Origin of the sequence: Mesorhizobium sp. M0768 (assembly GCF_040320195.1) — a bacterium.
Classification (GTDB): Bacteria; Pseudomonadota; Alphaproteobacteria; order Rhizobiales; family Rhizobiaceae; genus Mesorhizobium.
The window spans coordinates 1-22,269 of the sequence record NZ_JAMYPD010000038.1; the positions used below are offsets into that span (position 1 = coordinate 1).

Here is a 22,269-nt window from a genome sequence, read left to right on the forward strand (position 1 = left end):
CGAGCGAAATGGCTCAGACTTTGGATACCGATGAAGCACCCTGAAAGGTTTCGCCATGGACAAATGAACTTGCCTTGACGCATCACTCCTCATGTGAGCTTTGGGCATCATTCCTCGCGTCCGCCGTCGAAGACGACCAGGTGACGGATGCGGCGGGCCTGGCCGAGCGCCGAAATCGTCTCGGGCGGGTCGAATTCCGACGGGGCGAGCGAGGGAACCTCTATCGCCGGCCGGTTCCCCGGGAACATCGGCTCCTTGTCGGGATCGACGACGCGGATCGAATCGATCAACGCGTCGAGAACCGGGTCGGCGCCCAGCCAGAAGGGCTTTTCGACGGCATTTATAACACCGAGGCAACGCGGGCTCTCGACACCGCCGTCGAGCGGCAGCGCGAGCAGCTCGAACCTGTTGGAACGGCCGCTGCGGCTGAAACCCTCGTAGGTGATGAGCACCACCGATTTCAGGTCGAAGACGCCATCGGTCAGCTTCGAGATCAGCCGCTGGTCCTTCTCGCGCCACAGCGAAGGGAATGAAAACCCCTTGAGTTCGCGGCCATAGACCGCGCAGAGCCTGGTGCCGGCGAGCCGGAACACCGCTTCGCCGCGCGTGTCCTTTTCCAGGATGAACGTGTCTGCCAGCAGCGACTTGATGTCGGCGGGTTCGACTTCCGAGCGCTTCGGGGCAGGGCGTCCGTCACGCAACCGGTTCCAATAATGGAACAGCGTGATCGATCCGGTGTGGTTCATGCTAATGCTGCTCCGCGCATTCTGTCTTCTGATGTCCCATCGGTGAACAGAAGGGCGCCCTCCGAAGACCTACATGCGTTGCGGAGCAGGATGCGTGCCAGCATCGTTAATACTTGTTCACGGGTCGGGGCGGTTAAGGTTAACAACTGGTTTACGTTGCGCGCCGGCCAGGCCTGTGGCACACCAAAACCACTCCAGAAGCGGTCGTTTTGCGACGATCGGCAGCACTTCAGTCAAGAGTTCAGGGGGAGCAAGGGGGCTCGACCAGCCGTTCAAGGGAAACCTTGGACGGCTTCTTTTTTTGATTCGGGGCTGCTGATTCGCCGTTTGTGATTCGGTTGGCCGTGATCTACATGCTCGCCAAGTCCAATCCAGCGACTGAGTGCAAGCCATATGAGCGACCCAGAAAGCCCACCGGAGATCGAGCAGGGTCAGGGTGGGCCTGCCGCCCGCGAACCGGAGCAGCGCCGCGAACCGGTGTTCAACCTGCCGCCCGTGGTGCTGGCGGTGATCGGCATCTGCGTCGCGGTCCATCTGATCCGGGTCTATTGGCTGACCGACGACCAGGACTTCGAACTGCTTGTCCGGGCTGCCTTTGTCCCCATCCGCTATTCGGGCCGCTTCGATCTGGATTTCTTCGCGTTTTCGAGCCCCTTTACCTATGCCTTCCTGCATGGCGGCTTTGCCCATCTTGCCATCAACATGGTGTGGCTCGCGGCCTTCGGCTCACCGTTGGCCAACCGCTTCGGCGCGCTGCGCTTCAGCCTGTTCTTCGCCGCGACCGGACTGGCGGCGGTGGCGTTGTTCTGGGCCATGCACCCGCTTGGCGAGGCGCCGCTGGTCGGCGCCTCCGGCGCGATTTCCGGCATGATGGGCGCGGCGGCACGCTACGGCTTCCGCATTGACCGATCGTCGGGCAAGGCCGCCTTCGCCGGCCAGCCTTTGCCGATGGCGGCGGTGCTGCGCTCGCGCGGCGTCGTCACCTTTCTCGCCATGTGGATGGTGATCAACCTCGCGACCGGCCTCTTCGGCCTGGCGCCTGGCATTGACGGCCAGATCGCCTGGGAAGCCCATATTGGCGGCTTTCTTGCCGGCTTTTTCGGCCTGCGGTTTTTTGATCGGCGAGAGCAGGTGCCCCGGCAGGCGGACGAGCCGGAGACCTGAGACGGCCGCACTTGAAATGCAACCGTTCGCGGCGCACCATGTTCATCCCAGGGCAAGCCGGCCAGGGCAGGAGCCGGCAGGAAATGCAGAGGAGGACGCCATGACTGTTAAGGCAATTCTCGAGGCAAAAGGCCACGACGTGGTGACGCTCGGGCCGAACGAAAAGCTCAGCGAAGCCATCCGCATGCTTTCCGAACACAGGATCGGCGCGCTGGTCATCACCAACGGCGATCACAAGATCGTCGGCATTCTTTCCGAGCGCGATGTGGTGCGGGTTCTCGCCAAGGAGGGGGCGGCGGCGCTCGACCTTGCCGTCCGCTCGGCGATGACGCCCAAGGTGAAGATCTGCAATGAGAACCACACCGTCAACGAGGTCATGGAGATCATGACCAAGGGCCGCTTCCGCCATCTGCCGGTGGAAAAGAACGGGCTGCTCGACGGCATCGTGTCGATCGGCGACGTGGTCAAGCGGCGCATCGAGGATGTCGAGCGCGAGGCCGAGGAGATCAGGGCCTATATCGCCACGGCATAGGTGACGGCGGCCGGGTTGCCGGCAGGTCGATTTTTCAAGCTGCTATCGCAGTTCGTCGCGGCAGGTGCGGGCCTGTGCCGCGTCGGCGCCTGCGGCTTTGCGCTTGTCTCTTTTGGCGGTTTGCACTAGCGAAGTTGCACAGCAAAATATGCGTTCTCGCATATCCGCAATTTCAGTATGCAGGCCCTTATGAGCATTATCGACACCCGCACGCCCGACGCCAAGCGCCTGGTTCCCGGCGCCACCGGCGACTGGGAGATCATCATCGGCCTCGAGGTCCACGCGCAGGTGACCTCGCAGGCAAAGCTGTTTTCCGGCGCCTCGACCATTTTCGGCGCCGCCCCCAACGCCAATGTCAGCCTGGTCGACGCGGCGATGCCCGGCATGCTGCCGGTCATCAACGAGGAATGCGTCAAGCAGGCGATCCGCACCGGGCTGGGCCTGAAGGCCGAGATCAACCACAAATCGGTCTTCGACAGGAAAAACTATTTCTATCCCGACCTGCCGCAGGGCTACCAGATCTCGCAGTTCAAGCAGCCGATCGTCGGCGAGGGGAAGGTGATCGTCTCGGTCGGCCCGGACCGGCAGGGCGAATTCGAGGACATCGAGGTCGGCATCGAGCGCCTGCACCTGGAGCAGGACGCCGGCAAGTCGATGCACGACCAGCATGCGACGATGTCCTATGTCGATCTCAACCGCTCCGGCGTGGCGCTGATGGAGATCGTCTCCAAGCCGGATATGCGCTCCGCCGATGAAGCCAAGGCCTATGTCACCAAGCTGCGCACCATCGTGCGCTACCTCGGCACGTGCGACGGCAATATGGACGAAGGCTCGCTGCGCGCCGACGTCAACGTCTCGGTGCGCCGGCCCGGCGGCGAATTCGGCACGCGCTGCGAGATCAAGAACGTCAACTCCATCCGTTTCATCGGCCAGGCCATCGACTACGAGGCGCGCCGCCAGATCGCCATCCTGGAGGACGGCGGCAAGATCGACCAGGAAACGCGGCTGTTCGACCCCAACAAGGGCGAAACGCGCTCGATGCGTTCCAAGGAAGAAGCGCACGACTACCGCTATTTCCCCGATCCCGACCTTCTGCCGCTGGAATTCGACCAGGCCTATATCGACGTGCTGGCAAAGGACCTGCCGGAACTTCCCGACGCCAAAAAGGCGCGGCTGATCACCTCGCTCGGCCTGTCGACCTACGACGCCTCGATCCTGGTATCGGAAAAGGCGGTCGCCGACTATTTCGAGAAGGTGGCCGCTGGTCGCGATGGCAAGCTTGCCGCCAACTGGGTCATCAACGATTTGCTGGGTGCGTTGAACAGAGCCGGCAAGAGTATTGAAAATGCTCCGGTTTCGCCCGATCAGCTCGGCGCGGTCATCGATCTGATCAAGGAAGGCACCATCTCCGGCAAGATCGCCAAGGATCTGTTCGAGATCGTCTGGAACGAGGGCGGCGATCCGCGTCAGCTGGTCGAAAGCCGCGGCATGAAGCAGGTCACCGATACCGGCGCGATCGAAAAGGCGGTCGACGAGGTGATCGCGGCCAACCCGGACAAGGTCGAACAGGCGCGCGCCAAGCCGACCATGGCCGGCTGGTTCGTCGGCCAGGTGATGAAGGCGACCGGCGGCAAGGCCAACCCGCAGGCGGTCAACGAGCTGGTCAAGGCCAGGCTCGGGATCGAGTAGGATGTTCGTCCGCACCGCCGGCGAGCGCGATCTTGCGGCGGTGCGCGCATTGCTGGTCGAGACATGGCATGCCACCTATGATGCCATCTACGGCGGGCCGCGGGTCACCGAAATCACCGATGAATGGCATTCTGTCGCCGCGCTCAAAGCACGGCTGATGCGGCCCAACTCGGAGTTCCTGGTCGCCGACGACGGCAAAAACATCGGCGGCATGGCTTTCGCCGCCGCTACCACGGATGCCAGGATCGTCATGCTGAACCAGCTTTACGTGCATCCGGCCTGGCAGAGGCAAGGCATCGGCCAGGCGCTGCTGGACGAGATCGAGGCCAGCTTTCCGGAGGCCCGGACGCTGCGTGTCGAGGTCGAGGAAGCAAACGCTCCGGCTGTCGCCTTCTACCGCTCGAGGGGGTTCTTGCCCGCCGGCAACACGGCCGATTGCGGCGGCGCCTCGGGATTGCCGGCGCTGGTTTTGGAGAAGGCGATCGGCTAGCTCGTTCGCCTGGCGCTCAGTTGCGTTTCTCAGGCAGGTTGGAGCAGCCGGCAGCGAGAAACTCGCACGGCAGGCTGCCGCCGCCGCCCGACGTGTGCGGGGGCGTGGCGGCTTCGATTTTTTCCACCTCGTAATATTTCGAGGTGACGCCCCATTTTTTGACGCCCTGGCACGTCGAGCGCACGCCAACCTCCGTCGCCTTTGCCGCAGTCTTGTAGTAGGTGGTGATCCGGCAGGATTGGCTGACCGGCAGCGCGTTCGCCGGGCTCGTGACCGGCGGCAGGAAGTTCGGGAAGGCAAGCAGCGAGATTGCCGCAATGATCCTGACGGCGGGCATGGTGAGGGGAAGGTGCTGCATCGTTTGTCTCCATCGATGGCGCCGCTCGCTCGTGGCGCAGCGGCGCGTTTGTTCCGGCAAGATCAGGCCATGATGCCGGTGCTGCCGCATCTGCCGCGCGGGGGAAGGCGGTAGCGGGCTGAACCGCCGCCGTCATCCGCGAGCGGCCGCGTCAGGGCGTTTTCGGCTTGATGAGCGTCTTTATCGGAACGGCGACTTTTGGAGGCCGGACCGTACTGGTTCCACCATCGACGGCCAGCCCGCCGCTGTTGAGATAGCGTACCGTATAGTGCAGCTCATAGCCGGGAACTCTGATCCATGTAGGCTTGGGATTGAACTGGTCCGGCGGCCTCGAATACCACTTCGGGATCTGCATGATCTTGGAACCGGCACCGAATCCCGCAGTCTTGGCCGCTACTGCGAAGGCGCTGTCTCTGGGGTCGTTCGGCGGCTGGTCGACATTGCCGATGACGACCAGCGAATCGTATTTTCGCGCGTCCAGCCGTACTGCGGGAACGTTCAGCGCAGCCACGTCGCCTTCGCGCATCGTCAGCGCCTTCTGACGGCCATCCTCATTGGCATAGACGTTGAGGTTTATGGCCTCGGATTCCGCATAGACGACATTGTTGTGGAAGTCGCGGGCTGGCAGGCGTGTGAGGCTGTCGAAGGTCACTTCAACCGTCGGCTTGGCTATGGCGTCCGTCACCACCAGGTTGCGCCGCGGCACCGTCCAGAAGATGAGATCATCGCCGGTGGCCTGCGTGCCGGCATCGGAGCCGTCTATTGCCGAGCATTTCGAATTTGGAACCGGCGTCGTCACCGGCAGAGGTGCCGAAAACGAGCTGCGTACCTGAGCGGCGATGTAATTGCCGACGTTGAAAACGTCTTCGAGGATGTTGCCGCCCTCGAAGCTCGCCGGGCCGGGTTGCGAGCGGATGATGACCTGGCTGGAATCGGTCTGCCAGCCGCTGCAGAAGACGTTGACGTCTATGGGAATGCCGATGTGGCGGTCGGAGGTCACCGGGATCGAGACTTTGATGGTCAGGATGTAAGGAACTTTGACAAACCAGCTGTTCGGCTGGTTCAGCATCTGCGTCGCAAAGCGCGACGGCCGCCATTGCTTCAGCGATTCGATCGATGCGCGTGACGATCGTCCCTGGGCGGCCAGCTGTGCGTTGGTGGCGTCGACCTTGGCTTGCGCCAGGTTGCGGACGGTGTTGGTGATCAGGAACACGCCGAGTTCGGCTTTGCAGGGCCTGTTCGATTGTGTGGCGTTGCATGGGGCAAGTGCCGCACTGGGAACCGGCGGCCCCGACGGCGGCGGCTGGGCGGCCGCGGCGGCCGCCATCAGGCAGAAGAACAGCATCGTGCAGGTTTTCAACATGGTATCCTCGCTCTTTCGGTTGGAAACCACCCTCCGGCTAGACAACACCATTTCTTCGACAGCGGTTCATCGCCCGCATGGGGGACGAACCGCGAAAACATCGGGCCGGCCCAGCGACGTCGAGCCGCCGTCCTTTCGGATTGGATATCTACTGCTTCACGACGCCTTTGGTTGTCGCCATCGGCGCGACGACCTTGGGCTTGGGGGTTTTCGGGCCGGGGTCGACTACCAATGCGGCCGTGCAGGAGCATTTGCCCGAACCGCAGTTCAGGTCGCCCTTGCACATTTTGGAATGCCGCATATCGGTGCAGTCGGCGGTCCCGGAGCAGGAGCAACTGCCTTGCCCAATCGTTCCGGACTGACATTTGAAGCTCCATGCCGGATCGGCGGCAAGGCCGGCCACAGCGAGCGATACGGCAAAAAGCGTCGTCGAGATGAGCTTGCGCATGAATACCTCCCGGTTCATCGAGCGATGGAACCACGAAGCAGCAACGCCTTCATCTCCCGCGCGGGGGACGAACTCGCATACCGGTGACGATCGTCAATGCTGTCCCTTCAGCAGGACGAGATAGCCGCGTTCGACGCGAAGCCGGAACGCGATTTGCCCTGCAGTGCCGGGATCCTTGGAAACCTTGTCGATGACATAGCCGCTGGGATGCGAGCCAAGCCATTCTTCCGGTTTGTCGGTGCTTTCGAACGGCTTTTGCAACCGGGCCAGGAAGCCGACTTCGCCCTGATAGTCGAAAGCCACGGCCCAGTCCGCATCCTTTCGCTCGTAGATGAAGTTGGCGAGCGGCGTCAGATCATAGCGTTTGAACGCGGTTGCCGATGCCACCGCGTGGCCAATGCCGAAAATGACAAGCATGACGATGGCCGAGCTCTTCAGCCTGGCGAGCGGGATCTCCGCCATGAAATAGCCGAACAGGATGACCACGAACGGCAACATCGGAACGACATAATGAGGCTGCTTGCCGGATATCGCGCTGAACACCAGAAACACGGCAGCGAACGAGAATGACAGCAGGCGCAAGGCGCGCAGATCCGGCGACTTCGCGTCGATCAGGCCGCGTATCCGCGTGGGCAGCTTCAACCGCCACACCTCGGGTATGAAGATCCACGGTATGAACATGACGGGCAGCAGCAGCAGATAGAAATAGAACGGCCGGCCATGCGAATTGCGCAAATTGCCGGTGACACGCCCCGCCGACTGGTTCCAGACGAGATCGTAGACGAAATTGCCTTTTGTCAGGATGGTCGCCGGCACCAGCCAGATCGCCACCGGAATTAGTGCGGCGAGCAGGGCCAGGCCCACTCCAGCGAGGAAGTTCGGTGTCGTCAGTCCCGCCCGCCGGTCGCGCCAGAACGGGTAGAACAGGATGGGCGCGCCGATATGGATCAGCACCACTGGGCCTTTCGTCAGCACGCCCATGCCGATGAACAGCCCGGCCAGAACGGCCTGCCAGCGGTTGCCGCTGCGGGCAAAGGCAATCAACGACAACAGCGCGGCGAGCACAAAGACCGTCAGCAACAGGTCGAACAGGATCAGCGTCGAATAGATGACGAACACGCTGCTTCCGGCAACCAGCCAGGGGATGCGCCGCGCGATGTCGTCGCGGCCCGGAAACAGGGTCTTTGCCAACGCCGTCGTCAGCCAGATGACGAGCGAGGAGGCGGCGAAGATGACCAGCATCGCCGCCGGCCGGCTGGCGCCGAAAATGTTCCAGACAAGGTCGATAAGCCAAAACAGCAGTGGCGGCTTCTGCAGATAGGGCGCGAAATTCATCGTCGGGACGAAGATCTGTCCGCTCAGATACATTTCCCAGGTGACGCTGAGATATCGCGTTTCGTCGACGGGCAGCAGTGGCCGGAAAGCGACCGCGATTACGATCAGCCCAAGCAGAAAGAGGTAGGGGAGCAGTCGCTCGGTAGATGTCGGTGTCAAAGATCGAGATCCGCGCCAGAAACCATTTTCATTCCAGCCGAGCATAGTGCCGCGTTTCTGGACCGCGAACGACCGCACCATGATTTTGGCCGAATTGCAACGATGCCGGGTTCGTTTCCCAGATTTTGCGGACGATGGTGTCAAAGGTTTGAAAAACTTACCGGCCGAGTCTTTTGGACCGCTGCCGGTCCGGGGAACCTGAGCAAAATCAACTGGAGCGCAACGGCGGTGACAATTCGCGCATCAACAGTTCGAGCTCGCGCTGATCGCCGGTACCGGTCTTGTCGAAGATCGTCGCCAGCTGCGACTTGACGGTGCCGTCCGAGACGCCGCCGGCCGCGGCAATTTCCTTTCGCGTCAGGCCGGCGGCAACGTGACCGGCGACTCGCCTTTCTGCTGCGGTCAGTCCGAACAGCGCCGCAATGGCGTCCAGCGCCGGGGTCGGTGTCGAACCGGCCGCGGCGATGAAGATCGCTGCGGCGGCGCGTTGCGAGATGCGCGCCGAGATTTCACGCCGCGCCAGCGGCATGACATGGGCCACCGCCGGAACCACCGTCCTGGCCAGGGGAATGTTGATGCCGCAAGGTCCGAGCGCGAATTCGTCGCGCGTGCCAAGCTGGACGGCACGGCCGATCGCGGCGTTGGCGTTGGCATAGGTGAAGGAAAGCTGTCCGCGCACGCAAGCGACCGAGATGTTTTCGGCGAGCAGCGCTTCGGCTGACGGGTTGGCGAAGATGATGGTCATGTCTTCGGCCACAATCAGCACCGGATGGTCGAGGCTTTCGATGATGGAACGGAAGATTTCGGCCTTGCGCCGCTCGGCTTCGAACAGGTCGCCGATGGTCACCGCGCGCCGCACATGCGGTGCCAGCAGGCAGACAAGCTCGATATCCTCGCGGGAAATCTGGCGCCTGTCCTTGTCGGTCACCACCATCAACGTGCCGATCCGGGTCGGCCGCTTCATCAACGCCACCCAGAAGAAATCGTCCAGGCGGTTGGGTTGCACCCATTCGCGCACGATGCGGCTTTCGAGCCATCTCTGCCGGGTATCCGGGCCTTGCAGGGCGTAGATCGAATCGACGGTGAACGGCACGTCGATCTCCATCTTGGGAACCGCCGCATAGAACGGCACTTGCGAGCCGTAGTCATGCTTCAACGGCTCAAGAACTGCGGGATCGCCGCAAGACACCGAAAACCGCGCGGAGCTGCTGATCGTGTCGATGACGGCGAGCATGGCAAGCTGGCCTTCCGCCAGATTGCAGATGGCCTCGAGTGTCGCCTGCCAGCGGTCGACGTCGGCAATCGAATCGTAGATCGCCTCAACGACCTGCGGCAACGCGCGACCGGCCGTGCCCGCCAGCGATGACATGAGCCCCTCTCATTTGCCGCCCTTGAGGCGACGAAGCATCAACTCCTAGAATAACGCTGCGTAAGGTTGCCAACAACCCATTTCATCTGCTTCGGGCGGCCGCGAAAATAGCATGAACGTATCGCTTTCCCGTCAGCCATTTGCTCGCCGGTTGCGGCAAGACCCTTGCCTTCGCAATGCCGTGACGCCATAAGCAGGAACAGGCGCCGCAGCCGCCGCGAGGACTTGCTTCAAGGACTTGCCACGAGGATTTGGATGAAGACTTTCCTTCTGCAGTTTTTCACCTGGTGGAATAGCCAGACATTGGGAACGCGCTTCCACACCTGGCGGCACGGCAAGAAGGTCGGGCAGGACGAGGTCGGCAACGTCTACTATGAGGGCGGCGTCGATTCGGAAGGCCGCACCCGTCGCTGGGTCATCTACCGCGACTATTCGGAAGCCTCGGCGATTCCGCCCGGCTGGCATGGCTGGATCCATCATCGTGTCGACGTTGCGCCGCCAAGCGAAGACTACAAGCCACGCGGCTGGCAAAAGCCGCATGTGCCGAACCTCACCGGCAGCCCCGCGGCCTATCGCCCGAAAGGCTCGGTGCTGACCAACCAGCATCGTCCGCAGGTGACCGGCGACTACGATGCCTGGACGCCTGGTTCGTGATCGATCGCCGCGACACGCGCGCGGTCCCTACGGGGCGGTCCCCACGAGGGCGGTCCCCACGAGGGCGGTCCTTTGTCGCCACAATTGCTGTTTAGCTGTTTGCTGATCCGACAGCAGCAACTAGCCTTGGCGTTAAGAGAATCACCCCGGGCGCAAACCACCGGACCTTGCATGAGCATGTTCAGCCGAATTTTGACGGGCGGATTAACCGCGGTCGTTCTCGCTTCTATGGTGGCGCTTGCTGCTGCGCAGGAATTGGCGCCGCCTGCGCCGGACGCGTCGGTGGCGCCTGCAGCACCGGCAGTATCCGAGCGCATCACCAATCCAGTCGCTGAATTCGCCGGCATCGACAAGATCACCGGCCGTATCATCACCTTCGATGTCTATATCGACGAGACGGTTCAGTTCGGCGCTTTGCAGGTGACGCCGCGCATCTGCTATTCGCGGCCCGAAAACGAAGAGCCGAAGACGGATTCGTTCGTCGAGGTCGACGAGATCACGCTCGACCGGAAAATTCGCCGTATCTTCACCGGCTGGATGTTTGCCGAAAGCCCCGGGATCAACGCCGTCGAGCATGCCGTCTATGATATCTGGCTGAAGGGCTGCAAGCAGAAGTCCGACGTGCCGGCACCCGCCGCCCCCAAAACCAACTAGAATCCGTCAGTGCGCGGCGGATACCGCGCCCTGCGGAACCGCCGCGTTGCCCGAGCGTTGGTGCCTCTCTACGGAGGAGGTTGCCATGATGATGGCCAACAAGAACGAACTTCTCGACATCGAAAGGGGATTCTGGAGCGGCGGTGCCGACTATTTCAAGGCCAATGCCGATACCGACTGCCTGGTGGCTTTCCCGCAGATGGCGCGGGTGATGAGCAATACCGATCTGGCCGCAACTGCCACGGACCCGAACCGCTGGCGCGATCTCGACATCGACCTCAAGGGCATCATCGAGCCGGGCAGCGACATCGTCATGCTGACCTACGAGGCGCGTGCGACGCGGCAAGATGGCGAAGCCTATGCGGCGCTGGTCAGCACCGGCTATGTCCACCGCGTCAATGGCTGGAAGATGATGTTCCACGCACAGACGCCGCTGGTGACGGCAGCAAAAGGCTGACCGGCCGCAAGAGCAATTCCAGGAAGTGTGAACGGCTTTCCGTCCGGAATTGCGTTCCTGTGAAACGATGAGCCATTCCAGGTTATGGAAAAAACATGGCCTCGCCCTTCAGCGCCTCGGCCAGCATCTTCTCGTACTTGCCGCGCGGCACGTCGATTGCACCGAAGCGTTTGAGATGCTCGGTGGTGAACTGCGTATCGAGCAGTGCAAAGCCACGCGCCTTCAGGCGTTCGACGAGATGAACCAGGCAGGCCTTTGACGCGTCGGTCTCCCTAGCGAACATGCTCTCGCCGAAGAACACGCGGCCGAGCGATACGCCGTAGAGCCCCCCGACCAATCGGTCGTTGTGCCAGGCCTCGACCGAATGGCAATGGCCCATCCGATGCAGCTCGATATAGGCTTCGCGGATCGGCGCGTTGATCCACGTCGACCGACGTTCCTCGCGCCTTTCAGCGCAGGCCTCGATCGTCGCCTCAAAGTCGAAATCGATGCGGAACTCGAACAGGTTCTTGCGGATCGTCTTTCTCAGGCTTTTCGGTATGTGGAACCCGTCGAGCGGAATGATGCCGCGCGTCTCCGGCCGCACCCAGAATACTTCGGGGTCATTGGCGCTTTCGGCCATCGGGAAGACGCCGGAGGCATAGGCTTTGAGCAAAAGGTCGGTCGGGATGCGATAACCGGGTGCGTAGGGACGGGTCATCGCTTCGCCCTGTATCACTCGCCTTCGGCCAGGTATTTTTCCAGCCAATGGATGTCGTAGTCGCCATTGGCGATGTCGGCGTTGCCAACGAGGTCGCGAAACAGTGGCAGCGTCGTCTTGATGCCGTCGACGACGAATTCGTCGAGCGCGCGCCGCAGCCGCATCATGCATTCGACGCGGTTGCGGCCATGCACGATCAGCTTGCCGATCAGGCTGTCGTAGTAGGGCGGGATCTTGTAGCCCGAATAGACGCCGGAATCGACGCGGATACCGAGGCCGCCCGGCGTGTGGAAATGGGTGATGGTGCCCGGCGAGGGGGTAAAGGTGCGCGGATCCTCGGCATTGATGCGGCATTCGATGGCGTGGCCGTGGAAGCGGATATCCTCCTGGCGGACCGAAAGTCCGCCGCCCGAGGCGACGCGGATCTGCTCGTGCACGAGGTCGATGCCGGTGATCGCCTCGGTCACCGGATGTTCGACCTGCAGGCGCGTGTTCATCTCGATGAAATAGAACTCGCCGTCCTCATAGAGGAATTCGATGGTGCCGGCGCCGGAATAGCCGAGATCGGCGATCGCCCTGGCGCAGACGCCGCCAATATGCGCGCGCTCCTCGGCATTGAGCGCCGGCGAGGGCGCTTCTTCCCAGACCTTCTGGTGGCGGCGCTGCAGCGAGCAGTCGCGCTCGCCGAAATGCACGCCGCGCCCGGCGCCGTCGCCGAACACCTGCACTTCGATATGGCGCGGCTTCTGCAGATATTTCTCGATGTAGACTGCGTCGTCGCCGAAGGCCGCACCCGCCTCCGAGCGTGCCGTCTGCAGCGCCACCTCGAGATCGGCCTCGCTACGCGCCACTTTCATGCCGCGCCCGCCGCCGCCGGCCGATGCCTTGATGATCACGGGGTAGCCGATCGCGGCGGCAATGCGCTTGGCTTCCTTGTCCTCGGTGACCGCGCCGTCGGAGCCGGGCACCACGGGAATGCCGAGGCGTTTTGCGGTACGCTTGGCCTCGATCTTGTCACCCATGATGCGGATATGGTCGCCGGTCGGGCCGATGAAGGTGATGTTGTGCGCGGCGAGGATGTCGGCGAACTTGGCGTTCTCCGACAGAAAACCGTAGCCGGGATGCACCGCGTCGGCGCCGGTGATCTCGCAGGCGGCGACGATCTGGTGGATGTTGAGATAGCTGTCGCGCGACGGCGGCGGGCCGATGCAGACGCTCTCGTCGGCGAGACGCACATGCATGGCGTCGGCGTCGGCGGTCGAATGCACCACCACCGTCTGGATGCCGAGCTCCTTGCAGGCGCGCAGCACCCTGAGGGCGATTTCGCCGCGATTGGCGATGAGGATTTTCTGGAACATCTTTCGCCTGTTCCCGGCTCTACTCGATCACGACGAGCGGCATGCCATATTCGACCGGCTGCGCATCTTCAAACAGGATCGCCGTCACCGTGCCGGCGCGCGGCGAGGGGATCTGGTTCATCGTCTTCATTGCTTCGATGATCAGCAGCGTCTGGCCTTCCTTGACCTTCTGGCCGATTTCGATGAACGGCCTGGCGTCGGGCGACGGTGCCAGATAGGCGGTGCCGACCATTGGCGAGGCGACGGCGTTCTTCGACACGTCGGGCGTCGCCGGGGCGGCCGCTGTCGCGGGCTGCGCGGCTGCCGGGGCATAGGCCGGCTGAGCTGCGGCGACGGCATGGACGGCCGGCGCCTGCCGCGAGACGCGCACCTTCAGATCGCCCAGCTCGACCTCGATCTCGGTCAGGTTGGTGTCGTTCAGTATGCCCGCCAGGTCGCGGATCAGCTGCTGGTCAACACCGTTCTTCTTTATCGACATTTTCGAGCCTTCTGTTTGTTGGCCGGTCATAGGCGTGCAGCCAGCGCCTGCAGCGCCAGCGTGTAGCCGAGCGGCCCGAACCCGCAGATCATGCCGACGGCGACCGGCGCGACCATGGAGACGTGGCGGAATGGTTCCCGCGCGTGGATGTTGGAGAGATGCACCTCAGCGACCGGCAGCGGCGCGACGGCGCGGATGGCATCGTGAATGGCGATCGAGGTATGGCCGTAGGCGCCCGGATTGATGACGATCGCGGCGGCCTTGTCGGCGGCCTCGTGGATCCAGTCGACGAGGTCGCCCTCATGGTTCGACTGGCGGAAATCGATCTCCAGCCCAAGTGCGGCACCTGCCTGCTTGCAGTCGTCGGCGATCGCGGCAAGCGTCTTGCCGCCATAAATGCCCGGCTCGCGCTTGCCGAGCGCGTTGAGATTGGGGCCGTTCAGGACGAAAACCGTTTTCAAAAAATGCCGACCTTTCCCGGCGCGGCTAAGCCGGCGCGCCGGACCCTCTATAATGGGCATAGACGCTGGCGAAAAGAGCGCAAGTGCGTTCTTTCGCCGTCCACAACAGCCGGAAAACGGCCCGTGCCAGAAACCCGCAGCCTAATCGAAACCCGAATGCTGATCAGAGCGCGGCCTTCGCCGCCTCGATCTTTTCGGCCAGCACTTCCTGGCCAAGCGCGCCGAACACCACCTCGTTGCCGACGACATAGGACGGCGTTCCGGTGATGGCGAGCTTGGTGGCGAGGTCATAGGTCTTGGAGAAGGCCTCGGTGATGCTCGGGTCCTTCATCTTTTCGCGCAGCGCCGCCTCGTCGGCGCCGAGCGACAGCGCCACCTTGATCGCCGCCGCCTCGGTGGCGCGCCCCTGGCCGCCGAGCAGCGCATTGTGGAATTCGCCGTATTTCTCCGGCTTCATCAAATGGAAGGCCATCGAGACGACGCTCGCCTTCTGCGAATCCGGGCCGAGGATGGGGAACTCCTTGAGTACGAAGCGCAGGTCCGGATCGGCCTTGGTCAGCGCGCGCATGTCGTCGATGGCGCGTTTGCAGTAGCCGCAATTATAATCATAGAATTCGACGATGGTGACCTTGCCGTTCGGATTGCCGACAACACCGTCGAATGAGGAATTGAAGATCTGGTCCTTGGCGTCTTTGATGACGCCGAGACTGGCGACGCGCTGTTCTTCCTTCTGCTTGGCCTCGAGTGCCTGCTGGGCTTCCAGAAGCACTTCCGGGTTCTTCAGGAGATAGTCGCGGACGATGCCTTCGACTTCGGCACGGTCGAGCTTGGTACCTGAGGACGTCGTCTGGGCAAGCTGTGCCGTGCCGGCCTTCGCCGTCTGAGGATTGCCGGCGACGAAGCCGAACGCCAGCATGGCGAGAGCCGCTGCCACTCCGGTAGTGCCCAGCAGAATTGCCTTGGTCATGATCCTCGATCCTCTTGCCTGTGTTCGGGTCCGCCCGGTTTGGCTGTGTCGCAGCCTGCGTCCGAAAGGTTCACTTCTTCTTACCTGATGGTGCGTAGTTTATAATGTCCTGCGCGCGAAGCCAGCCCGGCTCGCCCCGCCTCATGCTCTGCTGCGCCCGCATGGCGAAGATTTTCGCATTCTTGTAGTCGCCGGAATAGAAATGCCCTTCGGCGGTTGCAAGCTCGGCGGCCGGGATGTTGCCGAGTTCCCCGTAAGCCTGAGCCAGATAGCGGTATCCGGCGGCGTTTTCGCGATCCCGCCCGAGGCCGGTGTTGATCTGCGCCACCGCCTTCTTCAGCGAATCCTGCGTGCCGATCGCCATCAGCGCCTGGCCGTACGAGACCGGCAGCAGCCCCGATCGCGCCGGATCGAGGCTGACCGACTTGGCATAGGCGTCCGCCGCATTCTTCGGCCGGTTCGCCTTCATCAGGATGTCGCCGCGCAATTCCTGGAAATAGGGATTTTTCGGCTGTTCCTTGATCAACGCGTTGGTCTTGGTGAGCGCCGACGCCAGATTGCCGAAAAGATAGGTCATCTGCGCGTCGCCATAGCGTGAGGCGAGGCTGCCGGGGTTCTTGCGCATCAATCGCGACGCCGCCGCCTGGCCCTGCATGTAGGCGGCGATCTTGATGCGCATCATGTCGTGGCGCTGCTGCAGTGCCGGCGGGTCGACCTTGTCGACGTAAGGGCTCTGCTTCACCAGCACTTCGAGATTGGCGATACGCTCCTGCGGCATCGGATGGCTGATCCTGTAGGGATCGACTTGCGCGCCCGAGAGCGACAATGCGTTCTGGAAGCGGCCAAACGTCTTCAGCATGCCCATGCCGGACTGGCCGGTTGCATTGAGATAGGTGATCGCCGAACGGTCGGCGGTCATCTCTTCGGTGCGCTGATAAGCGAGGATACTGCGTTGCGCCATCTCGCCGCCGCCGGCCACCACGCCCATGCCGGCGCCGGCGAGACCGCGGCTGTTGCTGGTGGCGCCGGCCACCATGGCGCCGGCGCCAAGCAGCGTCGCCAGGATCGCCATCGTCTTGGCGCGCTCGAGCTGTTCTCGCAATTTCTGCTGGTGTCCGCCGGCGATATGGCCGGCCTCGTGGGCAATGACGCCAATGATCTCGTTGGGCGTTTCGGCCGTCATCAGCGCGCCGGTGTTGATGAACAGCCGGCGGCCGGCAACAAAGGCGTTGAAGCTCTGGTCGTTGACCAGCACGATGTTGATGGCGTCGCCCGACAAGCCCGCCGCCTTGAAGATCGGCCGCGCGTAATCGCGCACCAGCGCCTCGATCTCGGCATCGCGCACAACCGGCACATTCTGCGCAAAGGCATTGACCGAGCCGGCTATGGCGACCACCACGGCAAGCAAAAGCGTCGCGAGGGCGCGCGCTGTCCTGGCGATCGTCGATTTGGGTCGGCTCAACATGGCAGGTCCACTGGTAGACGAGTGGGCGAAGGATGAAAAGTCGGCAGCCTAAACTTACCGAACTTGTGATCCCCACACCAATCGGGCATTTGTGCGGCGCGGCCAGCATGGCCGGCACGTGCGGACAAGTGTGGTGGATTGAAAAATGGTTGTTTCGCTTTCGCGCCGCGGCGCGGTCGAACCGTTCCATGCCATGGACATCCTGGCCGAGGCGAATCGGCTGAAAGCCAAGGGCCTGCCGGTCGTTTCCATGGCCGTCGGCCAGCCTTCCGATCCGGCGCCGGCCGGGGTTCGCGAAGCGGCGGCCAGTGCCCTGAAAGCAGGCCGCATCGGCTATACCGACGCGCTGGGCCTCGCCGGCCTGCGCAAGGCGATCGCGGCGCATTATGGCGAGCATTACGGGCTTGACGTTTCGCCCGAGCGGATAGCCGTCACCACCGGATCGTCAGCTGCCTTCAACCTCGCCTTCCTGGCAATGTTCGATCCAGGCGACCGCGTCGCCATCGCTGCGCCCGGCTATCCTGCCTATCGCAACATCATGGCCGCGCTCGGCATCGACATCGCCGAGATCGAGTTGGACGGCGCCGCCTATCTGCATGCCGAGCACCTGCAGGCCGTGCATCGCGAAAAGCCGCTGAAGGGCGTGCTGTTCGCCAGCCCCGCCAATCCGACCGGCGCGGTCATTCCCGCCGGCGATCTCGAGGCGCTGGTCGAGACGGCGCAAGAGCTCGGCATCGCCGTCATCTCGGACGAAATCTATCACCGGCTGGCCTATGCGGCGCCCGACACGACGGCGCTTGCTTTCGGCCCGGATGTGACGGTGATCAATTCCTTCTCGAAATATTATTGCATGACCGGCTGGCGCATCGGCTGGATGGTGCTGCCGCAGGAACTGGTGCGGCCAGTCGAGCGCATCGCCCAGAGCCTCTACATCTCGCCGCCCGAACTGTCCCAGATTGCCGCCATCGAGGCGTTCAAGGCGACGCCAGAGCTGGAAGCGGTGAAGGCGCGCTATGCCTGGAACCGCGAGCTCCTGATGCAACGCCTGCCGGAGCTCGGCTTTGCTTTGGCCGCGCCTATGGACGGCGCGTTCTACGCCTTCTGCGACGTCACCAGGCACACCAATGACAGCATGGCGTTTGCGCGCCGGATGCTTGCCGAGGCGCATGTGGCGGCGACGCCGGGCCGCGATTTCGACCCGCTGCAAGGCCATCGCACGATGCGCTTTTCCTATGCCGGCAGCCACGACGACATGGTCGAGGCGATGGCGCGTATCGAACGCTGGCTGAAGTAGCGGGGGCGACGATGCCGGAGCTTGAACAGGCGCCTCAACTTGAACAGGCGTTGCGCGAGGTCGCCGCCGAAATGGCGGAGCGTACCGATCGCGGCGACGTCGCCAGCTATATTCCCCAGCTCGGCAAGATCGATTCGAAAAAATTCGGCATTTCCGCGGTGACCAATGACGGCCGCGTGCTGACCGCGGGCGACGCCGACGAGGCGTTTTCGATCCAGAGCATCTCAAAGGTGTTCACGCTGACGCTGGCGCTCGGCAATGTCGGCGACGCGCTGTGGCAGCGGGTTGGGCGCGAACCTTCGGGCAATCCGTTCAACTCGATCGTCCAGCTCGAGCACGAGAACGGCATTCCGCGCAATCCATTCATCAATGCCGGCGCCATCGTCGTCTCCGACATCCTGCTTGCCGGCCATCAGCCGCGCGAGGCGATCGGCGAGATCCTGCGCTTCATCCAGTTCCTGGCCGATGACGACACCATCGTCATCGACCGCGAGGTCGCGGCGTCCGAACGCGCCACCGGCTTTCGCAATTTCGCGCTTGCCAATTACATGAAATCGTTCGGCAATCTCCACCATGCGCCGGAACTGGCGCTGGGCGTCTATTTCCACCATTGCGCTATCGCCATGAGCTGCCGGCAACTGGCCCTGGCCGGCCGCTTCCTCGCCAATGGCGGCAAGAACCCGGCGACCGGGCATTCCGTCGTCTCGGCAGAGCGCGCCCGCCGCATCGGCGCGATGATGCTGACCTGCGGCCACTATGACGGCTCCGGCGACTTCGCTTTCCGCGTCGGCATTCCCGGCAAGAGCGGCGTTGGCGGCGGCATATTGGGGATCGTGCCGGGGGTCGCCTCGCTTGCCGTATGGTCGCCAGGCCTCAACGCCAACGGCAATTCCAGGCTGGGTTCGATCGCGCTGGAAAAACTGGCGAAGACGATGAACTGGTCGATCTTCGCGCCATAGTCACCATAGTGTTGTCGCCTGAATTGGGGCAAAAAATCCCGCGCAGCCGATCGGCGACGCGGGATTTTTTTTAATCAGAAAGTCTGGCTAATGCGCGGAAAGGCTTAGAAAAAGCCCTTCCGTTGCCACCAGCCGGCACGCTTCGGCTTGTCCTCGGCCTTTGCTTCCTCGGTCTTTGCCTCGTCGGCCTTTGCCTCGTCCGGGACGATCGAGGAGACGACCGGCACGACCGGAGCATCCACCGGTACGGGCTTGCGCCGCGACGGCCGGACCTTCGGCGTTTCCTCGGCAGCCGCCACTTCGGTCTCCTGCGACACCGGCGCGGGGGTCTCGCCGGAAGCCACGGAGGCGGCCTCGGCAGCCGATGTCTCGGCGCCCGCAATCTCGGCAACTGCATCCGCCGCAACCTTCTTCGGCTTGGCGGTACGGCGCGGCTTCTTCGGCTTTTCGGCGCTCGGCGTGTCGTCGTTCGCCGGAGCACGCACCGCAAGCTCTTCGGCCGGCGGCGCACCTTCCGGCTCGCCGGTCACGGGCTGTGCTTCCGACACCGCACCTTCCGTCATGGCGGCCGGCTCGCCGGCGCTGGCTTCGATCTCGCCTTCGCCCTCTTCGCGGCGATTGCGCTTGCCGCCGCGCTTGCCGCGCCGGCGCTTCTTGCCGTGACCGTCGTCCGCCGCTTCCGCCGTTTCGGCAACACCGGCCGGCGCTTCACGTTCCGCTTCGGCACCTTGATCGCCGGCGGCGACGAAGGCATCGTCTATCGGCGCCGAAACGGAAGCACCTTCCACAGCAGCGCCATGCTCGCGATCGCCATGTTCGCGTTCCCCGTGCTCACGATCCCCGTGTTCACGATCCCCATGTTCACGATCCCCATGTTCACGATCCTTGCCGCCGCGCCGTCTGCGGCGCTTGCGGCGCTTGCGATCGCGGCCTTCGCCGTCCTCGCCGGACCTTGGCTGCTGCGGCTGCTGGGCAGGGCGTGGCTGCTCGGCCTGCACCGGTGCCTCGTCTTCCTCTTCGATGACGATCTCGTCCTCGGGTTCTTCCGGCTCGACATAGGCCGGGAACGTGCGCGCCTCGACAAAGCCTTCCGGCTTTTCGGCCAGCGCGCCGCGGAAGATGGCATAGTGTTGTGCACCGACCGCGTCATCGGCTTCGATGGTGATGGTCACGCCGAAGCGGTGCTCGAATTCCACCAGCGTGCCGCGCTTGTGATTGAGCACATAGAGCGCGGTCGCCGCCGGCGTCCGCACCGTGATGTGGCTGCGCGAATCCTTGAGCAGGAATTCCTCGATTGCCCGCACCACCATCAGCGCGACCGACGAATCGGAGCGCACATGGCCGGTGCCGCCGCAATGCGGGCAAGGCTTCATCGTCGATTCCAGCACGCTGGCACGGATGCGCTGGCGCGACATCTCCATCAGGCCGAAATGCGAGATGCGGCCGACCTGGATGCGGGCACGATCGTTCTTGAGGTGATCCTTCAGCCGCTTCTCGACGGAGCGGTTGTTGCGGTTCTCCTCCATGTCGATGAAGTCGATGACGATGAGGCCGGCGAGATCGCGCAGCCTCAATTGCCGGGCGACTTCCTCGGCGGCTTCCAGATTGGTGTGAAGTGCGGTGTCCTCGATCGAGTGCTCCTTGGTGGAACGGCCCGAATTGACGTCGATGGCGACCAGCGCTTCCGTCTGGTTGATGATGATGTAGCCGCCGCTCTTCAGCGTCACCTGCGGCTGCAGCATGCGGTCGAGCTGCGCTTCGATGCCGTTGCGCACAAAGATCGGCGTCGTGTCGCGGAACGGCTGAACCACCTTGGCGTGGCTCGGCATCAGCATGCGCATGAAGTCCTTGGCCTCGCGGTAGCCTTCTTCGCCGGAAACCAGGATCTCGTCGATATCCTTGTTGTAAAGGTCGCGCACCGAGCGCTTGATCAGGCTGCCTTCCTCGTAAACCAGGGCAGGGGCCGTGGATTGCAGCGTCAGATTGCGGACGTTTTCCCAAAGCCGCATCAAATATTCGTAGTCGCGCTTGATCTCTGCCTTGGTGCGGCTTTCGCCGGCCGTACGCAGGATGACACCCATGCCTTGCGGCACTTCGAGATCGGCGACCACTTCCTTCAGCCGCTTGCGGTCCTGCGCATTGGTGATCTTGCGCGAAATACCGCCGCCGCGTGCCGTGTTCGGCATCAGCACCGAATAGCGGCCGGCCAGTGACAGGTAGGTGGTCAGCGCTGCACCCTTGTTGCCGCGCTCTTCCTTGACGACCTGCACCAGCAGGATCTGCCGGCGCTTGATCACTTCCTGGATCTTGTACTGGCGACGGACCGGCTTGCGGCGGTTGCGCACTTCTTCCAGCGCGTCCTCGGCGCCGACCGATTCGACCTCGTGATCGTCCGGATGCGAGGATTGCACCTCTTCCAGCATGCCGCGATCATTGTCTTCGGAGGTTGCTTCGCCGCTTGTCTCGGCCCCGCTTGTCTCGGGCCCGCTTACCTCGACTTGCGGGACGGCTTCCGAGATTACGTCGGCATCGACGCTGGCAGCGATGGAACTGGAACCGCCTTCGGACGGCTCGGTCTCACCGCGATCGGCGGCTTCATCGCTCTGCCCGGCGGCACCCTCGCTCTGTCCGGCAATGTCGGACATGGTGTTGTCGTCAACGGCATCCAGCTTTTCTGCGACGGCATCTTCGCCGTTCTCGCCATTCTCGCCGTCGGCCGCGCCTGCCTCGCGCCTGTGCTCGCCGCGGTCGCGGCTCTTGCCGCCGCGCCGGCGTCCGCGCTTGCCACGGTCGCGGCTCTGGCGGTCCTCGCCTTCGGCGGCTTCCTCGTCCTCTTCGTCCTGGGCTTCCTGTGCTTCCGCACGCAGCAGCGCCTGACGGTCGGCGACCGGAATCTGGTAGTAGTCGGGGTGTATTTCACTGAAGGCGAGGAAACCGTGACGGTTGCCGCCATATTCGACAAAGGCTGCCTGAAGGGAAGGTTCGACGCGCGTTACGCGGGCGAGATAGATGTTTCCTTTGAGCTGCTTCTTGTCCTGGGATTCAAAGTCGAATTCTTCAATACGGTTACCGCGAACGACGACAACGCGTGTTTCCTCCGGGTGGGAGGCGTCTATCAGCATTTTGTTGGGCATTATTTCGTTTCCTCCCGGCAGCCGTCGGCCGCAGC

22 protein-coding genes are annotated in these 22,269 nt (G+C 63.1%); 9 read left to right on the plus strand and 13 right to left on the minus strand.

The window, feature by feature from the left end; genetic code table 11:
* Window positions 1-107: 107 nt before the first annotated feature.
* A complete protein-coding gene (locus NKI08_RS29800) occupies window positions 108-746 on the minus strand; it encodes a PAS domain-containing protein (RefSeq protein WP_352774563.1) in 639 nt (212 codons plus the stop codon).
* A gap of 393 nt (window positions 747-1,139) precedes the next feature.
* Here NKI08_RS29800 and NKI08_RS29805 point away from each other — a divergent pair, with 393 nt between their 5' ends.
* The 4 genes from NKI08_RS29805 to NKI08_RS29820 all read left to right on the plus strand — a co-directional run bounded on the left by NKI08_RS29805 (window position 1,140) and on the right by NKI08_RS29820 (window position 4,621).
* Window positions 1,140-1,910 (plus strand): rhomboid family intramembrane serine protease, encoded by a 771-nt coding sequence (locus NKI08_RS29805; protein ID WP_352541382.1) that lies wholly within the window; start codon window positions 1,140-1,142, stop codon window positions 1,908-1,910.
* A 100-nt stretch (window positions 1,911-2,010) separates the two neighbouring features.
* Window positions 2,011-2,442, plus strand: a complete 432-nt coding sequence (locus NKI08_RS29810) for a CBS domain-containing protein (protein WP_023674810.1) — start codon at window positions 2,011-2,013, stop codon at window positions 2,440-2,442.
* A 189-nt stretch (window positions 2,443-2,631) separates the two neighbouring features.
* The gene (gene gatB, locus NKI08_RS29815; protein ID WP_352774566.1) at window positions 2,632-4,131 is read left to right on the plus strand and encodes an Asp-tRNA(Asn)/Glu-tRNA(Gln) amidotransferase subunit GatB; all 1,500 of its coding nucleotides are present in this window, start codon (window positions 2,632-2,634) and stop codon (window positions 4,129-4,131) included.
* Between the two features lies 1 nt (window position 4,132).
* Entirely contained in the window at window positions 4,133-4,621 is a 489-nt protein-coding gene (locus tag NKI08_RS29820; protein ID WP_352472754.1) for a GNAT family N-acetyltransferase, read from the plus strand.
* Window positions 4,622-4,637: 16 nt separating this feature from the next.
* Here NKI08_RS29820 and NKI08_RS29825 read toward each other — a convergent pair whose 3' ends face one another.
* The 5 genes from NKI08_RS29825 to NKI08_RS29845 all read right to left on the minus strand — a co-directional run bounded on the left by NKI08_RS29825 (window position 4,638) and on the right by NKI08_RS29845 (window position 9,653).
* Window positions 4,638-4,979 carry a hypothetical protein gene (locus NKI08_RS29825; RefSeq protein ID WP_352501642.1) on the minus strand — a complete coding sequence of 114 codons (342 nt, stop codon included), beginning with the start codon at window positions 4,977-4,979 and terminating at the stop codon, window positions 4,638-4,640.
* A gap of 151 nt (window positions 4,980-5,130) precedes the next feature.
* The gene (locus tag NKI08_RS29830; RefSeq protein ID WP_352774568.1) at window positions 5,131-6,339 is read right to left on the minus strand and encodes a hypothetical protein; all 1,209 of its coding nucleotides are present in this window, start codon (window positions 6,337-6,339) and stop codon (window positions 5,131-5,133) included.
* A gap of 151 nt (window positions 6,340-6,490) precedes the next feature.
* Window positions 6,491-6,790: a hypothetical protein gene (locus tag NKI08_RS29835; protein WP_352472757.1), complete on the minus strand. Its 300-nt coding sequence runs from the start codon at window positions 6,788-6,790 to the stop codon at window positions 6,491-6,493.
* 93 nt (window positions 6,791-6,883) lie between these two features.
* Window positions 6,884-8,284: an ArnT family glycosyltransferase gene (locus NKI08_RS29840; RefSeq protein ID WP_352774570.1), complete on the minus strand. Its 1,401-nt coding sequence runs from the start codon at window positions 8,282-8,284 to the stop codon at window positions 6,884-6,886.
* Between the two features lie 208 nt (window positions 8,285-8,492).
* The gene (locus tag NKI08_RS29845; RefSeq protein ID WP_352570906.1) at window positions 8,493-9,653 is read right to left on the minus strand and encodes a helix-turn-helix transcriptional regulator; all 1,161 of its coding nucleotides are present in this window, start codon (window positions 9,651-9,653) and stop codon (window positions 8,493-8,495) included.
* A 255-nt stretch (window positions 9,654-9,908) separates the two neighbouring features.
* Here NKI08_RS29845 and NKI08_RS29850 point away from each other — a divergent pair, with 255 nt between their 5' ends.
* The 3 genes from NKI08_RS29850 (at window position 9,909) to NKI08_RS29860 (ending at window position 11,418) form a co-directional block, all read left to right on the plus strand.
* Complete coding sequence (locus NKI08_RS29850) at window positions 9,909-10,307, plus strand: NADH:ubiquinone oxidoreductase subunit NDUFA12 (protein ID WP_352774572.1); 399 nt, start codon at window positions 9,909-9,911, stop codon at window positions 10,305-10,307.
* Window positions 10,308-10,478: 171 nt separating this feature from the next.
* Entirely contained in the window at window positions 10,479-10,961 is a 483-nt protein-coding gene (locus tag NKI08_RS29855; RefSeq protein WP_352451095.1) for a DUF2155 domain-containing protein, read from the plus strand.
* Between the two features lie 88 nt (window positions 10,962-11,049).
* On the plus strand, window positions 11,050-11,418 hold the full coding sequence (locus NKI08_RS29860; RefSeq protein WP_352593854.1) for a hypothetical protein: 369 nt from the start codon (window positions 11,050-11,052) through the stop codon (window positions 11,416-11,418).
* Window positions 11,419-11,500: 82 nt separating this feature from the next.
* Here NKI08_RS29860 and aat read toward each other — a convergent pair whose 3' ends face one another.
* From aat to NKI08_RS29890, 6 genes are all read right to left on the minus strand, one after another.
* Window positions 11,501-12,118, minus strand: coding sequence for a leucyl/phenylalanyl-tRNA--protein transferase (gene aat / locus NKI08_RS29865; RefSeq protein WP_352774574.1), 618 nt, complete (start codon window positions 12,116-12,118; stop codon window positions 11,501-11,503).
* A gap of 14 nt (window positions 12,119-12,132) precedes the next feature.
* A complete protein-coding gene (gene accC / locus NKI08_RS29870) occupies window positions 12,133-13,476 on the minus strand; it encodes an acetyl-CoA carboxylase biotin carboxylase subunit (protein ID WP_023674822.1) in 1,344 nt (447 codons plus the stop codon).
* A gap of 19 nt (window positions 13,477-13,495) precedes the next feature.
* Window positions 13,496-13,954, minus strand: a complete 459-nt coding sequence (gene accB / locus NKI08_RS29875; protein WP_352774576.1) for an acetyl-CoA carboxylase biotin carboxyl carrier protein — start codon at window positions 13,952-13,954, stop codon at window positions 13,496-13,498.
* A gap of 26 nt (window positions 13,955-13,980) precedes the next feature.
* A complete protein-coding gene (gene aroQ, locus NKI08_RS29880; RefSeq protein ID WP_023717478.1) occupies window positions 13,981-14,415 on the minus strand; it encodes a type II 3-dehydroquinate dehydratase in 435 nt (144 codons plus the stop codon).
* Between the two features lie 163 nt (window positions 14,416-14,578).
* Complete coding sequence (locus NKI08_RS29885) at window positions 14,579-15,382, minus strand: DsbA family protein (RefSeq protein WP_352451092.1); 804 nt, start codon at window positions 15,380-15,382, stop codon at window positions 14,579-14,581.
* Window positions 15,383-15,452: 70 nt separating this feature from the next.
* The gene (locus NKI08_RS29890) at window positions 15,453-16,847 is read right to left on the minus strand and encodes a M48 family metalloprotease (RefSeq protein WP_352774579.1); all 1,395 of its coding nucleotides are present in this window, start codon (window positions 16,845-16,847) and stop codon (window positions 15,453-15,455) included.
* Window positions 16,848-16,992: 145 nt separating this feature from the next.
* On the opposite strand from NKI08_RS29890, the gene NKI08_RS29895 reads away from it, so the two are divergent.
* Together NKI08_RS29895 and NKI08_RS29900 are read left to right on the plus strand one after the other, a co-directional pair.
* Window positions 16,993-18,141 carry a pyridoxal phosphate-dependent aminotransferase gene (locus NKI08_RS29895; protein ID WP_352774581.1) on the plus strand — a complete coding sequence of 383 codons (1,149 nt, stop codon included), beginning with the start codon at window positions 16,993-16,995 and terminating at the stop codon, window positions 18,139-18,141.
* An 11-nt stretch (window positions 18,142-18,152) separates the two neighbouring features.
* Window positions 18,153-19,100: a glutaminase gene (locus NKI08_RS29900; protein WP_352472765.1), complete on the plus strand. Its 948-nt coding sequence runs from the start codon at window positions 18,153-18,155 to the stop codon at window positions 19,098-19,100.
* A gap of 104 nt (window positions 19,101-19,204) precedes the next feature.
* Here the strand turns inward: NKI08_RS29900 and NKI08_RS29905 are convergent, their stop codons facing one another.
* Entirely contained in the window at window positions 19,205-22,234 is a 3,030-nt protein-coding gene (locus NKI08_RS29905; protein ID WP_352774583.1) for an Rne/Rng family ribonuclease, read from the minus strand.
* Between the last annotated feature and the right edge of the window lie 35 nt (window positions 22,235-22,269).

Coding starts and splice junctions, on each gene's coding strand:
- aat (WP_352774574.1), bottom strand. CDS start 12,118: ATGACCCGTCCCTACGCACCCGGTTATCGCATCCCGACCGACCTTTTG.
- NKI08_RS29825 (WP_352501642.1), bottom strand. CDS start 4,979: ATGCAGCACCTTCCCCTCACCATGCCCGCCGTCAGGATCATTGCGGCA.
- NKI08_RS29890 (WP_352774579.1), bottom strand. CDS start 16,847: ATGTTGAGCCGACCCAAATCGACGATCGCCAGGACAGCGCGCGCCCTC.
- NKI08_RS29850 (WP_352774572.1), top strand. CDS start 9,909: ATGAAGACTTTCCTTCTGCAGTTTTTCACCTGGTGGAATAGCCAGACA.
- NKI08_RS29905 (WP_352774583.1), bottom strand. CDS start 22,234: ATGCCCAACAAAATGCTGATAGACGCCTCCCACCCGGAGGAAACACGC.
- NKI08_RS29845 (WP_352570906.1), bottom strand. CDS start 9,653: ATGTCATCGCTGGCGGGCACGGCCGGTCGCGCGTTGCCGCAGGTCGTT.
- NKI08_RS29805 (WP_352541382.1), top strand. CDS start 1,140: ATGAGCGACCCAGAAAGCCCACCGGAGATCGAGCAGGGTCAGGGTGGG.
- NKI08_RS29835 (WP_352472757.1), bottom strand. CDS start 6,790: ATGCGCAAGCTCATCTCGACGACGCTTTTTGCCGTATCGCTCGCTGTG.
- NKI08_RS29900 (WP_352472765.1), top strand. CDS start 18,153: ATGCCGGAGCTTGAACAGGCGCCTCAACTTGAACAGGCGTTGCGCGAG.
- NKI08_RS29855 (WP_352451095.1), top strand. CDS start 10,479: ATGAGCATGTTCAGCCGAATTTTGACGGGCGGATTAACCGCGGTCGTT.
- NKI08_RS29800 (WP_352774563.1), bottom strand. CDS start 746: ATGAACCACACCGGATCGATCACGCTGTTCCATTATTGGAACCGGTTG.
- gatB (WP_352774566.1), top strand. CDS start 2,632: ATGAGCATTATCGACACCCGCACGCCCGACGCCAAGCGCCTGGTTCCC.
- NKI08_RS29885 (WP_352451092.1), bottom strand. CDS start 15,382: ATGACCAAGGCAATTCTGCTGGGCACTACCGGAGTGGCAGCGGCTCTC.
- NKI08_RS29860 (WP_352593854.1), top strand. CDS start 11,050: ATGATGGCCAACAAGAACGAACTTCTCGACATCGAAAGGGGATTCTGG.
- NKI08_RS29895 (WP_352774581.1), top strand. CDS start 16,993: ATGGTTGTTTCGCTTTCGCGCCGCGGCGCGGTCGAACCGTTCCATGCC.
- accB (WP_352774576.1), bottom strand. CDS start 13,954: ATGTCGATAAAGAAGAACGGTGTTGACCAGCAGCTGATCCGCGACCTG.
- NKI08_RS29820 (WP_352472754.1), top strand. CDS start 4,133: ATGTTCGTCCGCACCGCCGGCGAGCGCGATCTTGCGGCGGTGCGCGCA.
- NKI08_RS29810 (WP_023674810.1), top strand. CDS start 2,011: ATGACTGTTAAGGCAATTCTCGAGGCAAAAGGCCACGACGTGGTGACG.
- accC (WP_023674822.1), bottom strand. CDS start 13,476: ATGTTCCAGAAAATCCTCATCGCCAATCGCGGCGAAATCGCCCTCAGG.